Here is a 12761-nt window from a genome sequence, read left to right on the forward strand (position 1 = left end):
GATGTCGAACGCCTCCTGCCGGGGCAGGGCGGTATATTCCGAAATCGCCTCGGCCCCGCGCATCACATTGATGGCGTTGACGTAGAATTCCGCCGCCACGCGGGCGGTCTGTTTGTTTTTGGCAAAAGTGAACATACCCACGCCGGGGTACAGAATCACGACCGGGTTGGGGTCGCGCACCGCCGGACTGTTGTCGCGCTTGTGGGCCTGGTAGTAGCCATTGTACTGCAGGCGGTATTCCTCAAAGGCCGAGGTAATTTGCTCCTTCACTTTTTCGGTATCGCTCAAATCGGCATCCGGCGCGAGTTCCAGCACCAGCGGTTGAATTTTGGTGCGCAGGAAGTGGTCGGGGCAGGAAGTACCGAGCGGAGCCAGGCGGCTCAGATCATTGCTGCCGACGAACGTCAACACACGTGGGTCGTCGGTGAAGTGGCCGATCATGCGCTTCTCGCTGGAGCACAGTCCGCGCAGGACAGGGGCGAGTTTGGCGGCCTGCGCCTTGCGGTCGGCTTCGGGTAAAGCACTCACTTTTTCGCCACCAAAAACCGGGCCTTTCTTGCCCAAGTGATCTTCAATGTATTGCGACGCTTGCTCGATGACTTCCAGGCTGTTGACGTAGCACTCGTGCGAGGTGTCGCCCCAGGTGAAGAGTCCGTGGCTGCCCAGAATGATGCCCCGAATACCGGGATTTTCAGCCAGGCAACGTTCCAGTTGCAGACCTAAATCGAAGCCCGGACGCTGCCAGGGCACCCAGCCCATGGTGTCGCCCCAGATTTCTTTGGTGATCGCTTCGCTGTCCTTGGCGGCGGCAATAGCGATCAGGGCGTCGGGATGCAGGTGGTCGATATGCTTGAAGGGCAACATGCCGTGCAGCGGCGTGTCGATGGACGGCGCCGCGCTATCCAGGTCATATAATGTATGATAGAAAAGCGCCACCATTTCGTCCTCGTGTTCGAGGCCGCGGTAGATATTTTTTAGTGCCCGTAGTTTTTCAGTGTAAAGTCCGGCGATGCCTTTGCGGTTCAAAGTACCAATGTCGCCGCCGGAACCCTTGATCCACATGACCTCGGCGGGTTGGCCCGTCAGGACGTCCTTTTCGATGGTCTTGACGCTGGTGTTGCCACCGCCGTAGTTGGTGATGCGGAGGTCGGACCCTAATATATTGGAACGGTAGAGGAAGAGAGCCACTTCATCGCCGGCCAGTTCGGCGGCTTTGGCTTCGTCCCATAAATAGTTGACGTGTTTGTAGGTCGTGCTGGAAATCATGGAAAGGGGTTTTATGGAAATTTGTAGTGTAGCTGATAAATTGCTTGTTCTACAAAAGTACCTTACCCGGCTTACCTAACCATCCTACACTATCTAAGGATGGCTTTTTTCTTTCTTCCTTTCTATCAAGGGAATTGGTCGTAAACGTTTTTCCTTGACAAAAACCTGATGATTTCTACGGTATGTCCTTCAATGATGACGCCAATTCTGTATTCTCCTACTCTGATACGGTAGCAGTTGTGAGCGCCTTTCAGCTTTTTCAAGTTTTTGATGTCGCTAGGTGTTTTGGCAGATTGCACTTGTTAGATCGCATCTGCTACTTTCGCTAACAGCTTTCTATCTTTTATCTTCCTTGTGTCTTTTTCGAAAGACTTGTCAATTTTAACATTCATTGACGCAGGGTTTTGAGGAAATCTTGGGTATCCACGAACTCTCCCGTCCTCCCTGATTTAATAGCATATCCCATATCCAAATCTTCGGCATCTTCATTGGATAATACCTTGGTTTTCATTACCAGCTTATCTGCCAATTCAATCAACAGGTTCAGGTTGGCGTCGGACTCACTCGTCAAAATGGCGGTTTTCATTTTTCGTTCGGATATTTTTCTACACAAAAAACGAATGTACATTCAAATTCTGAATGTAGCGAAAGCTATGGGAATTTATCCGCTTTGGTTATCAGCTTGCAGCGGCCCACTTTTTCCTGATATTTGCCCCAAAGTTCAACTCCTCCCTCCCATGCTCAAAAAATATTGCAACCTGGTGTTAGCCATTCTGTTGACAGCGTCCCTCGGGGCTTTGGCCCAGACCGACTCCACCAGCCAGAAGAACGATTCGCTGAACACCGTCGCCCTGCGAGAGTACAATGAGAAACTCGCACAGGTCGAGCAGCAACGCCAGGCCGATTCGCTCAAACGAGAGGAACTGGAGGCGCGGCTCAACTCGCTCAAGACGACTGATAACCTCAAAAAAGAGGAACTGCAAAAGCAGTTGCAGGCCCTCAACGACAAGGAAATCCAGCGCATCGCCCAGAAAAAAGCCCGCATCGACTCGCTGCGCCAGACAGTCAAGTCGTATCCGGTGACCGGATTTTTCAACGATACGCTGTTTGTGATTTATAGCAAATTCGGCAGCTTTTCAGCCAAAGACCGGGCGGAAGCCATCAGCAATCGCATTGCCAAACTAAAAGACAATTACGGTTTTCAGTCGATTTTGCTGAAAGTGGAGGAGGCAGAAACGACCGACGACATCGTCTTCGACGAAAGCATCATTATGAGCGTGTCGGAGAACGACGCTATTTGGAACAACAAACCCCGCGAAGAATTAGCCGAGGAGTACCGGACAATTATCGGGCAGGCCGTCGGAAACTACCTGACCGAAACTAGTTTCGCGACACTAGCCAAGGAGTTTGGCCTGGCGCTGCTGGTGCTACTGGGCGCGGGGCTTATCATCATGTATTTGGTCAAACTTTTTCGGTGGACAGCCACCGAAATCAGGGCGCAGGAAGGCAAGCGCTTCAACGGTGTCAACATCCGAAACTACTCGCTCTTCAACGCCAGCCATCAGGTCAACTTTTTCTTGAATATCAATACAGTCGTCAAGTGGGTGCTGATTATTCTTTTGATCTACATCGCCCTGCCCGTACTCTTTGGCATTTTTCCCTGGACGGAAGGGCTGGCCGGTACTTTGTTCGGCTACATTCTGGATCCGCTCAAAGATATTTTCAAAAGTCTTTGGAATTATCTGCCTAACCTGTTCACAATTCTGGTGATTGTGACCGTCTTCATCTATATTTTGAAAGGTCTTCGTTTTCTGAAAGACGAAGTCCAAAATGGCGATATTCACCTGACGGGTTTCTACCCCGACTGGGCCAATCCCACTTTCCAGATTGTCCGGGTGCTGCTGCTGGCTTTCATGCTCATCCTGATTTTTCCTTACCTACCCAACAGCGACTCGGATATCTTTAAGGGCGTTACGGTCTTTTTGGGGTTCCTTTTTACTTTTGGATCGGCGGGATCGCTGTCCAACATTATCGCGGGCCTGGTCTTGACGTATATGCGCTTGTTTAAGATCGGCGACCGGGTCAAAATTGGGGACGAAACGGGTGACGTTATCGAGAAATCACTTTTGGTGACGCGGATTCGCACTACCAAGAACGAAATCGTGTCGGTCCCTAACTCTACCGTAATGAGCAGCCCGACGGTCAATTACAGCAGCGAGACGCTCAATCAGGGACTTATTTTGCATACCACTATTACTATCGGCTACGATGTACTTTGGAAGGACATCCACCAGGCCCTGCTCACCGCCGCCGATCGCACCGAGCTACTACTGAAAGAACCGAAACCATTCGTGCTGCAAACCAGTCTGGACGATTTCTACGTGGCTTATCAAATCAATGCCTACACGCGGGAGGCCAACCGACAGGCGGGTATCTACTCCAACCTGCATCAGAATATCCAGGATTGCTGCAACGAAGCGGGCATCGAGATCCTCTCGCCCCATTACCGCGCCGCCCGTGATGGAAGCATGACTACTATTCCGGCAAGTTACCAGACCAACGTTGAAGAGTTGAAAGGTTGAAGCAGGGTCGGTCTGTCGCGACAGCTCCGAAGGGATTTAATGAAAACATCGCGTGGCGGTTGGGTAAAAATCTGCTCGTTTGCCCCACACTTCCGCCCGTAAGCACAGATTTCTTGGTGGTACAGTCTTTTTATTAGTAAAGGCGTAGTTCAAGTTAGTTCCTAACACCCTTGAACTCTAAGTAATTAAACCTTAAACTCTCAAACAATACGACTATGAACGAGCAAACCATGAAAGGCAACTGGAACGAAATGAAAGGTAAGCTGAAGCAGAAGTACGCCGACCTTACCGACGATGACCTCACTTACGCAGAAGGCAAGCAAGATGAGATGTGGGGTAAAATTCAGCAGAAAGTAGGCAAGACCAAAGACGAAATCAACAAAGAGATTGACGACATGTGAGAACCGTCGAACCGCAGATTACACTTCATCAACAAGAAAAAAACCCCCGAGACGCATTGTCTCGGGGGTTCTGCGTTTTAAAAGCTGTGACAGGCTCACAAAAAGACTACTGCTTGCTGACCTTCACTACGCCCTGCCGATTTCGCGCGTCGACCACCGGGTTGGGGCAGGCTTGCAGCAATAAATCCAAAAGTAGTCCCGAAACTTTCCGGCACGCCGATGCGGACATTGTTGCCGCTGGCACCCAGCATTGCGCCGAGTTTGAGGTAGCGCCTGGCGATCTTGTTCGACACGCATTGCGCCACGCCATGGAAGCAGATCGTCAACTTAGTTCTACTGTGGGCCGCAGCGCACAACCTGTACAGGAGGCGTAGCCAGCTTTTCACCTCCTCTATAACTTGAAGTAGATAGAATGCAAAGCTTTTTACTCAGAAAAATAGTATTGCGATGGCTCTGCAAGGCCAGCGTTTCTTATCCACTACCGCCGAGCGGCATTGAAGGGCAAAATGTCGCAATATTACAATTACTTCCAGAAAACCATTGAAATTCGGGATTTTTTTGTATAATTTTGCAAAACTTTTTTCACCAACGCCTGACAATTGTATGGACAAACTACGGATTTTGTATGTATCGAGTGAGATTAACCCTTTTTTAGAAACCTCCGATGTCGCGGCTTACGTTCGGCAATTGCCCGCTGACATGCAGGACCGCGGCGCCGAAATCCGCATCCTTGTCCCCCGCTTTGGTCTCATCAACGAGCGCAAGAACCGCCTTCATGAAGTAGTACGCCTCTCCGGCATTAATATAACAGTGGGTGAAGAAGAGAAGGCCCTGGTGATTAAGGTAGCTTCCATCCCCAACGCCAAGCTACAGGTTTATTTCATCGACAACGAAGACTATTTCCACCGCAAATCCGTTTTCTTCGACAAGAAAAATAAGTTTTACGACGACAACGACGAGCGGGCGATCTTCTTCTGCAAAGGCGTGTTGGAGACCGTCAAGAAGCTGGGCTGGGCGCCCGACATCGTGCATTGCAACGACTGGATGACGGCCCTGATTCCCATGTACTTGAAGACGACCTACCGCAACGATCCGATGTTCAAGGACACAAAAAGCGTTTTTACCGTGTATAACAACGCTTTTAGTGATAAATTTGACGCCGATTTGCTGGAAAAAGCCAAGGCGATGGACGTGAGCGACGAGGCTCTGGCCCACCTGCGTTCCGCTGATTTCGATGGCTTTATCAAGCTCGGTGTTGCGTACGCCGACGCCATCGTGAAGGTGGACAAAGAGTTCGGCGAAGGACTAAATAAACTATTGAATGAATCACCCAAGCGTGTCGATATCGTCGAAGAGGACGACAATCTTCTCTCAGAACAGTACTATAACCTTTACAACGACCTCGTGGGTCAGGAATAGCCTAGCCGGGGTGGCCCTTGTGGCCACCCTGCTGCTTAACGGCTGCGACCCCATCGGCAACATCGGCGTCACACCGCTTACCCCTGTCGAAACAATTTTTACCGACACTCTTACCCTTCGTACCTCCACCGTTCTGGCCGACTCGGTTCGCACGGGCAGCCCCGACTACTACCTGGCGGGCCGCTACGTGGATCCGCTTTTCGGGACCGTTACGGCATCCAGTTTTATCAGGATGTCGCTCTTCGCGCAACTCGACCTTGGCACCGCCCCGGTGTACGACTCGCTGGTGCTGAACATGCAGTACAACTATACTTACGGCGATACGCTACCCGCGCAGACCTTCACTTTGCATCGTCTGCGGGAGATAATCGATCCTACCAAGAATTACTACAACAACAGCCAGGTGGCTTACGACCCGACGCCGCTCGGCACGCGCACGTTCAAGCCCACGCCACGTAGTACTGATAACGGTCTGAGGTTTAAGCTTCCCGATGATTTAGGGAAGGAATTATTTGCTTTGTCTGGTCTGGACGCGGGGAAAAACAACGCCGACTTCGCCAAAGTACTCGCTGGCTTCGCCTTGATTCCCAATGCTAAAAACACGGCGGTATTGGGCTTTCCTGCCATTGACGACGCCCTGACGATGAACCTTTATTACCATACAACCACCGACAGCACCAGGAAGCGTTTTTACACCAGCGCTGTGGCCGTCAGCCAGCAGACCGGCTCTCCCATCTTTCGGGCGGGCTTCAACCGCGTCACGGCCGATCGCAGCGGCACACCGCTGGCGGGTTTGAAGCCGCTGGTACCCCTCCCCGCCGGGGACGGCCCCACCTACGTGCAGGACGCGCTGGGTATCCGCACCAAAATAGAGATTCCTTACCTGAAGTCACTGGGGCGGGGAAAGGACATTGCCATCAACCGCGCCGAACTGAGCATCAAGCCCGACCTGTCGACCATTCAGCCGGGAATGGGCATTCCCAACTACCTCGCGCTATTGGAGACCGACGCGACCAACCAGATTTTTTACGATGCTACGAATAATGTTCGGGTAGTTTTCAACGATATAAAATCAGGACAGACCGAGCCGCCCTCCGTTCTTTACAACAGCCGATTCAACACCTACACCTGGCACATCACGCTGCACCTCAACAGCATTCTTTCGGGTGTAACCAAGAACAATAGCTTCCTCGTCAGCCCCTCCTATACCAGTCAGTTGGGCCTGGGTGGCACCCGCTATCAATCGCAATTCGACAACCGCGTCACGCGCCTCGTCGTTGGCAGTAAGCCGGGCGATGTGAAGTTGCTGGTTTTTTATACGGAGGCGAAAGAGTAAATTTAATTTTGAATGAGTGACCGGGTCGCCGGAGCGATGATAGAATGATAGAATAGGGTGATGGTGTATCGCTTCGCTAAACCAGAATTCGGAGTCTAGTATTCTAACATCGCTCCGGCGACCCGGTCACTCATTCTATCATTCTATCATTAAAAATATGTGCGGAATCGTTGCTTATGTAGGCCAGCGAGAGGCTTATCCACTGATTATCAAAGGACTGAAACGTCTGGAATACCGAGGCTACGATAGTTCGGGGGTGGCTTTGCTGAATGGCGAAGGCTTAAAGGTTTTCAAGAAAAAAGGCAAGGTCGTTGATCTGGAAGCCCAATTGGCTGACAAGGACACCCACGCCACATTGGGCATGGGACATACCCGGTGGGCCACCCACGGTGAACCTAACGACATCAATGCCCACCCGCACTACTCCAACGACCGCAGGCTGGCGATAATCCACAACGGCATTATCGAGAATTACGCCACGCTCAAGCAAAAACTACAACAAAAAGGCCACGAATTCACGAGCGACACCGATTCGGAGGTGTTGATTCACTTCATAGAGGATGTAAGGCAGGAAACCGGAAAGTCGCTAGAGGAGGCCGTGCGGCTGGCTTTGCAGGAAGTTGTGGGGGCTTACGCCATCGTCATCATGTCCAGCGAGCATCCTGGCCAGCTCATTGCTGCCCGCAAGGGTAGCCCACTGGTCATTGGCATCGGGCAAGACGAATACTTTTTCGCCTCCGATGCCACGCCCATCATCGAATACACTAAGGATGTGGTTTATCTCGACGACTACGCCATTGCCGTGGTAAAGAACGGCGAACTGAATATCTCGAACCTCGACAATGTTCAGCAAACGCCCTACATCCAGAAACTGGAAATGGAACTGGACGCTATCGAAAAGGGCGGCTACGAGCATTTTATGCTTAAAGAGATCTTCGAGCAGCCGCGCTCCATTGCCGATAGCATGCGGGGCCGTGTCCGGGCCGACGACGGCCACCTGCAACTCGGCGGTCTGCGCAGCTACCTCGACCGTCTCGCCGCTTCTGAGCGCATCGTTATCGTGGGCTGCGGTACTTCATGGCATGCGGGACTGGTAGGCGAGTACCTGTTCGAGGAATTGGCCCGCATCAATGTGGAAGTAGAGTACGCTTCGGAGTTCCGTTACCGCAATCCGATCATCAAAGAAAACGACATCGTGATCGCCATTTCCCAATCGGGTGAAACGGCCGACACGCTGGCGGCCATCGAACTGGCGAAGTCTAAGGGTGCGCTCATCTTCGGCGTGTGCAACGTGGTGGGTTCGTCCATCGCCCGCGCCACTGACGCGGGTGCCTATACGCATGCTGGGCCGGAGATCGGCGTGGCAAGTACTAAGGCATTCACGGCGCAGGTGACGGTGCTCACACTCATAGCCATCGCCGCCGCCAAACGCAAGGGCACTATTTCGGAGGAAGACTACCGCCAACTGCTCATCGAACTGGAAAACATTCCCGATAAGGTGGAGCAGGTACTTCAAAAGGCTGAAAAAATCAAGAAAATCGCCTATATCTTCACCTACGCCCGCAACTTTATCTACCTGGGTCGGGGGCTGAACTTCCCCGTCGCGCTGGAAGGGGCTTTGAAACTCAAGGAGATTTCCTACATCCACGCCGAGGGCTACCCCGCCGCCGAAATGAAACACGGCCCCATCGCCCTCATCGACGAGGATATGCCCGTGGTGTTCCTGGCGACGCGCGACAGTTCTTATGACAAGATCGTCTCTAACATTCAGGAAGTCAAAGCCCGTAAGGGGCGCGTCATCGCCATCATTACCGAGGGCGACACTCTCATCCCCGGCATGGTCGATTTCGTGATCGAAGTACCCAAGACCCACGAGATGCTGGTGCCGCTGGTGTCGGTCATTCCGCTGCAGCTCCTCTCCTACTACGTAGCCGTGATGCGCGGCCGGAATGTGGATCAGCCGAGGAATTTGGCGAAATCCGTTACAGTGGAGTGAGAGTAACGTTTTTTTTGGGGTTAGGGGTCAACGGTTAAACGGTTAAGGTTCACGGCCATGTGGGTGAAGTTTGTGTTTTTTATTGTTTTTGGGGGAATGATTTGGTCCTGTGGGTCAGATCGGGAAAATGATAGTTACGTGCCGAAGCCAAAGGGGTATAACCGGATTGCGTTGCCGCCGCATAGTTATCAGGCTTTGCCAGACGAGTATCCCTATCAATTCGAGTACTCACAGGCAGCGGTGATTTTGCCGGACACTTCGGTGCTGGCCGAGAAAAACTGGATTTACATCTACTACCCCAAACTAAACGCCAATATCCAACTGACCTATAAAGCCGTGCGCCGCGACCCTACCCGCCTCCGGGACTTCATCGACGACGCCTATAAACTGGCCGGAAAGCACCAAATCCGCGCCACCGCCGTACAGCAGCAGACTATCGCGACCCAAACGGGCCAAACCGCCACGCTCATCCGCCTCGAGGGCGATGTTCCCACGCCCTTCCAGTTCTACACCACCGACAGCACCACCCACTACCTGCGCGGGGCTATCTACTTTCCCACCGCCACCAAAAATGATTCCCTCGCTCCTGTCATCGAGTACCTCGAGCGCGACGCCCTGCGGCTGCTGAATACGTTGCGGTGGAAGTAGGGGTTAGAGAAGAATTTCGTATTTTGGCAGTTTGATTTTTTGAGAAACTCTTGGAAGCATTATGGAAACTCTGAAACTACCTTTCAGCAACCTGCAAATTGAATTGCTGCGCTTATACGCTCATCAAGTGGACGAAAAGGACTTGCTGCAAATTAAAGAACTCATTGGCCGATACTTCGCCAACCGCCTCACCCGACTGGCCGACGAGGCCTGGGAGCGAAATGGCTGGACTGATAAGGATATGGAGACTTTGCTGAATGATGCTGATCAATAGCCAAAATGAACGTTGTACTCGATACCAACGTGCTGCTCGTTTCCTTACCCTCGCACTCAAGGTACCATTCCATTTATCAGGCATTACTCGGTAAAGTATTCGACATGTTCGTGAGCAACGAAATCATGACTGAATACGAAGAGCAAATCAACCTGCGGATTGGCATAGAACGAACCGACCTGCAACTTCAAGAGCTGCTTAACCTTTCCAACCTCCACCCAATTGAGCCTTTCTATAGTTGGCAACTCATCCAAGCGGATCCCGATGATAATAAGTTCTGTGACTGTGCCATTGCTTGTAATGCCGATTATCTGGTGACCAACGATAAGCATTTCAACGTTCTGGCCCGGATACCTTTTCCTGCCGTTACAACTGTTAGGGCCGAGGAATTCCTTAAAATCATCATTGAGCAACGTCAGTAAATGATGACCCACCGCCACCAAAAACGATTCCCTCGCTCCTGTCATCGAGTACCTCGAGCGCGACGCCCTGCGGCTGCTGAATACGTTGCGGTGGAAGTCAAAATGACGTTCTTATAAGAAGAGGATAACATTTACTTCCCTTTCAGCATCGGAAAAATCCGCTGCAGGTCTTCCTCACCAGGACGCGCGCCGTACTCGCATACTTCGAAAGCTTCGACTTGTTGTACGCTTGCGGCTTTTTCCTGGCCGTACCATTTTGCCAGCGATGCCCGTACCTCAGGCGTTATCTTCACAGCCCGGGCCTCACCGAGCCACTCCTCCCGCTTCGACTTATCGGCAGGTACCTGGTCGAGATAACCCGCAATCCAGGGCAGCCATTCGTAAAACTGTGACTCGTGCGCTCCAAGGGCATGTACTTTCTGCAGGTACACCGCGCTGATGTCGATGGCCACATCGGGCCGGAACGGATTGGGGCGCTGGAAATGGTCTTGAAAATACAGGAACACCGGATTCTTTTCGAGCCGGGGTGTTGCGGGCGCTACGTTGGGTACCGCCACCAGGTAGGCGGCATCCTGCACAAGTACCCCCGTATCGCGGTGGTCGGGGTGGTAGTCGTTGGGACGAGGGGCAATCACGACATCGGCGTTCCACTCGCGGATTTTACGGATAACCTGTAGGCGGGTGTCCAGATCCGGCAGCAGTTGGCCGTCGTGGTTGTCGAGTACATCGTACGTTACGCCGAAACGCTTGCCCGCTTCCTGGGCTTCCGCCAGTCGGCGTTTTGCCAGTTCTTTCCCCTTCATGGTCTGGTGTCCGGCGTCGCCGTTGGTCACGGACACAAACTTCACCGCGTGGCCCATCGACGCGAGCAGGGCCGCCGTGCCACCGCCCTTTATGTCGCAGTCGTCGGGATGGGCGCCGATCATGATGACCCGTACGGGGCCGGAAGTACTTTGCGCCAGGACGGTCTGGAGACTGACCAGAAGAATAAATGCCAAAGGTAGTATTCGAGAAATCGTGTTCATGAGCGGTAGCGGTTTTGCGGGTCCGGGACAATTGGTTTGAAGTACTATGTCCATAAGAAGCAAGCCAAAGTACTTCTACTGCTATACAACCCTCTGTTGGCGGTTCTCGAGGCTCCGGAAGGAGCTGAAGAAGTATATATTCTTTTTGCATCAAGCTTCGTCGCTTCAAAAGTACCTTTCGTTATTTCAAAGTAGGCTTTTGTCGAGTAAATTTTCGCAGTTTTCTCTGAAATATTTAAGTTTACATCTCAACCAACAAAATCCATCCTTATGAAAACAAACAAGCCACTATTGCTAACGCTCGCCCTCATCGTTTTGGGCTGTTATTCTGCTTTTGCCCAGGACGGACGGTTCGACATCGTGCTGGGGGGCGGTTACTACTCCACGCCCTCGATGAAGCCCGTCGATGGCGGGGCTGTACTGAATGGAGAGTTCGAGTACCACCACAAAAAAAGGTGGTCGTTTGCGGCAGGTATCCTTACCACGCAGTACCATTACCGTATGGAAGAGTCAAGCGTGAGTACATTGAGTGGAATCCCCATTAACCGGGCCAGCGAATTGCAGAGCAATTTTCTGGTGAAGTACAAGGTTCTGGCAGAAGGGCCTGTTAGTGTTCAGGTCGGAGCCGGAGCGGGATTAATCACCATGGGGAAGAATACGGAAATACGCACTCCTAATTCGTCTTCCTACTACTGGACATCGAATACCGACTTGGGCTTTCCATTGGTGGCTGAGGCGTACGTCAAACTCACGAATCATTTCTTGGTGGGGGTCAAATTGGGGTCTTTCATTTTTCCTGACTATCCAATTGTTGGAAATAACGCCAGTTTTCAAGTTCGGTATCGGTTATAGTCTGTTGAAGAATCTTGCTGGTATACAAGTGCAGAAGCCGAACCGTATTGGTTCGGCTTCTACTTATTTTATTAGAAATAAAATTAAAAAAATCGCAGCTCTATAAGGGCACAGCCTGCCTCGGGTTGTCTGACGGAAAACATAAATATCCATCAATTCTAAAATCAAACCAACCATGAAAAAGTCCCTCAGTTTCTGCAGCCTGTTGGCTGCCTTCGTTTCCTGCAAAGACGACACCAAAGAGCTCCTCAAAACCGTCGATGGTAGCTGGAAAGTAAACACCATCACTTACGGACGGGCGGCGCGGGTCGATTCGATCATAAGGCCCGCCGGGGTCATATTGAATTTTAGAAATTGCGGCAAGACCAGCAATAACCAAAGCCCCAATAACTGCGGCGTCAACTACATAGAGGATGGCGCGGACTATCTATCGTTCGTCTATCAGGCCGATGGCAAGTACCGCACGCTTTACATTAATTCCAACGGCCCCGTCGTCACTCCCGCATTCAAGCGTGTAGCCGATCAGCTCATCGGCGGTTA

Annotated in this window: 15 protein-coding genes; 11 read left to right on the forward strand and 4 right to left on the reverse strand. The window is 51.9% G+C overall.

Annotation, left to right across the window (positions count from 1 at the left end; translation table 11 throughout):
- The 3 genes from ACEW8P_RS15140 to ACEW8P_RS15150 form a co-directional block, all read right to left on the reverse strand.
- The coding region (locus tag ACEW8P_RS15140) for a bifunctional rhamnulose-1-phosphate aldolase/short-chain dehydrogenase (RefSeq protein WP_373513920.1) at positions 1–1266 on the reverse strand (1266 nt) is incomplete at its 3' end.
- 125 nt (positions 1267–1391) lie between these two features.
- Positions 1392–1565, reverse strand: coding sequence for a type II toxin-antitoxin system RelE/ParE family toxin (locus ACEW8P_RS15145; RefSeq protein ID WP_373513921.1), 174 nt, complete (start codon positions 1563–1565; stop codon positions 1392–1394).
- An 89-nt stretch (positions 1566–1654) separates the two neighbouring features.
- On the reverse strand, positions 1655–1852 hold the full coding sequence (locus ACEW8P_RS15150; RefSeq protein WP_373513922.1) for a hypothetical protein: 198 nt from the start codon (positions 1850–1852) through the stop codon (positions 1655–1657).
- A gap of 151 nt (positions 1853–2003) precedes the next feature.
- Between ACEW8P_RS15150 and ACEW8P_RS15155 the strand changes: the two genes are divergently transcribed.
- The 9 genes from ACEW8P_RS15155 (at position 2004) to ACEW8P_RS15195 (ending at position 10344) form a co-directional block, all read left to right on the forward strand.
- The gene (locus ACEW8P_RS15155; RefSeq protein ID WP_373513923.1) at positions 2004–3848 is read left to right on the forward strand and encodes a mechanosensitive ion channel domain-containing protein; all 1845 of its coding nucleotides are present in this window, start codon (positions 2004–2006) and stop codon (positions 3846–3848) included.
- A 215-nt stretch (positions 3849–4063) separates the two neighbouring features.
- A complete protein-coding gene (locus tag ACEW8P_RS15160; protein WP_373513924.1) occupies positions 4064–4249 on the forward strand; it encodes a CsbD family protein in 186 nt (61 codons plus the stop codon).
- Positions 4250–4335: 86 nt separating this feature from the next.
- The gene (locus ACEW8P_RS15165; RefSeq protein ID WP_373513925.1) at positions 4336–4623 is read left to right on the forward strand and encodes a hypothetical protein; all 288 of its coding nucleotides are present in this window, start codon (positions 4336–4338) and stop codon (positions 4621–4623) included.
- A gap of 229 nt (positions 4624–4852) precedes the next feature.
- Complete coding sequence (locus ACEW8P_RS15170) at positions 4853–5668, forward strand: glycogen/starch synthase (protein ID WP_373513926.1); 816 nt, start codon at positions 4853–4855, stop codon at positions 5666–5668.
- The gene (locus ACEW8P_RS15175) at positions 5571–7004 is read left to right on the forward strand and encodes a DUF4270 family protein (protein ID WP_373513927.1); all 1434 of its coding nucleotides are present in this window, start codon (positions 5571–5573) and stop codon (positions 7002–7004) included. Before ACEW8P_RS15170 ends, ACEW8P_RS15175 begins: the two co-directional genes overlap by 98 nt.
- 157 nt (positions 7005–7161) lie before the next feature.
- Positions 7162–9000, forward strand: a complete 1839-nt coding sequence (gene glmS, locus ACEW8P_RS15180) for a glutamine--fructose-6-phosphate transaminase (isomerizing) (protein WP_373513928.1) — start codon at positions 7162–7164, stop codon at positions 8998–9000.
- Between the two features lie 138 nt (positions 9001–9138).
- Positions 9139–9648 carry a gliding motility lipoprotein GldD gene (locus tag ACEW8P_RS15185; protein ID WP_373513929.1) on the forward strand — a complete coding sequence of 170 codons (510 nt, stop codon included), beginning with the start codon at positions 9139–9141 and terminating at the stop codon, positions 9646–9648.
- 61 nt (positions 9649–9709) lie between these two features.
- Positions 9710–9922, forward strand: a complete 213-nt coding sequence (locus ACEW8P_RS15190; RefSeq protein WP_373513930.1) for a hypothetical protein — start codon at positions 9710–9712, stop codon at positions 9920–9922.
- Between the two features lie 5 nt (positions 9923–9927).
- Complete coding sequence (locus tag ACEW8P_RS15195; RefSeq protein ID WP_373513931.1) at positions 9928–10344, forward strand: putative toxin-antitoxin system toxin component, PIN family; 417 nt, start codon at positions 9928–9930, stop codon at positions 10342–10344.
- 131 nt (positions 10345–10475) lie between these two features.
- Here the strand turns inward: ACEW8P_RS15195 and ACEW8P_RS15200 are convergent, their stop codons facing one another.
- Positions 10476–11369 carry a PIG-L deacetylase family protein gene (locus ACEW8P_RS15200; RefSeq protein ID WP_373513932.1) on the reverse strand — a complete coding sequence of 298 codons (894 nt, stop codon included), beginning with the start codon at positions 11367–11369 and terminating at the stop codon, positions 10476–10478.
- Positions 11370–11639: 270 nt separating this feature from the next.
- Between ACEW8P_RS15200 and ACEW8P_RS15205 the strand changes: the two genes are divergently transcribed.
- Together ACEW8P_RS15205 and ACEW8P_RS15210 are read left to right on the forward strand one after the other, a co-directional pair.
- A complete protein-coding gene (locus ACEW8P_RS15205; RefSeq protein WP_373513933.1) occupies positions 11640–12221 on the forward strand; it encodes an outer membrane beta-barrel protein in 582 nt (193 codons plus the stop codon).
- 175 nt (positions 12222–12396) lie between these two features.
- Positions 12397–12761: hypothetical protein (locus ACEW8P_RS15210; RefSeq protein WP_373513934.1), on the forward strand; the 365-nt coding region annotated here is incomplete at its 3' end.

The organism is Persicitalea sp. (assembly GCF_041751555.1).
In the GTDB taxonomy this organism is placed as follows: Bacteria; Bacteroidota; Bacteroidia; order Cytophagales; family Spirosomataceae; genus Persicitalea.

What these genes read in the sequence shown, in the direction of transcription:
- ACEW8P_RS15150 (WP_373513922.1), bottom strand. Translation starts at nt 1,852, where the DNA reads ATGAAAACCGCCATTTTGACGAGTGAGTCCGACGCCAACCTGAACCTG.
- ACEW8P_RS15155 (WP_373513923.1), top strand. Translation starts at nt 2,004, where the DNA reads ATGCTCAAAAAATATTGCAACCTGGTGTTAGCCATTCTGTTGACAGCG.
- ACEW8P_RS15160 (WP_373513924.1), top strand. Translation starts at nt 4,064, where the DNA reads ATGAACGAGCAAACCATGAAAGGCAACTGGAACGAAATGAAAGGTAAG.
- ACEW8P_RS15170 (WP_373513926.1), top strand. Translation starts at nt 4,853, where the DNA reads ATGGACAAACTACGGATTTTGTATGTATCGAGTGAGATTAACCCTTTT.
- ACEW8P_RS15175 (WP_373513927.1), top strand. Translation starts at nt 5,571, where the DNA reads ATGAATCACCCAAGCGTGTCGATATCGTCGAAGAGGACGACAATCTTC.
- glmS (WP_373513928.1), top strand. Translation starts at nt 7,162, where the DNA reads ATGTGCGGAATCGTTGCTTATGTAGGCCAGCGAGAGGCTTATCCACTG.
- ACEW8P_RS15190 (WP_373513930.1), top strand. Translation starts at nt 9,710, where the DNA reads ATGGAAACTCTGAAACTACCTTTCAGCAACCTGCAAATTGAATTGCTG.
- ACEW8P_RS15195 (WP_373513931.1), top strand. Translation starts at nt 9,928, where the DNA reads ATGAACGTTGTACTCGATACCAACGTGCTGCTCGTTTCCTTACCCTCG.
- ACEW8P_RS15200 (WP_373513932.1), bottom strand. Translation starts at nt 11,369, where the DNA reads ATGAACACGATTTCTCGAATACTACCTTTGGCATTTATTCTTCTGGTC.
- ACEW8P_RS15205 (WP_373513933.1), top strand. Translation starts at nt 11,640, where the DNA reads ATGAAAACAAACAAGCCACTATTGCTAACGCTCGCCCTCATCGTTTTG.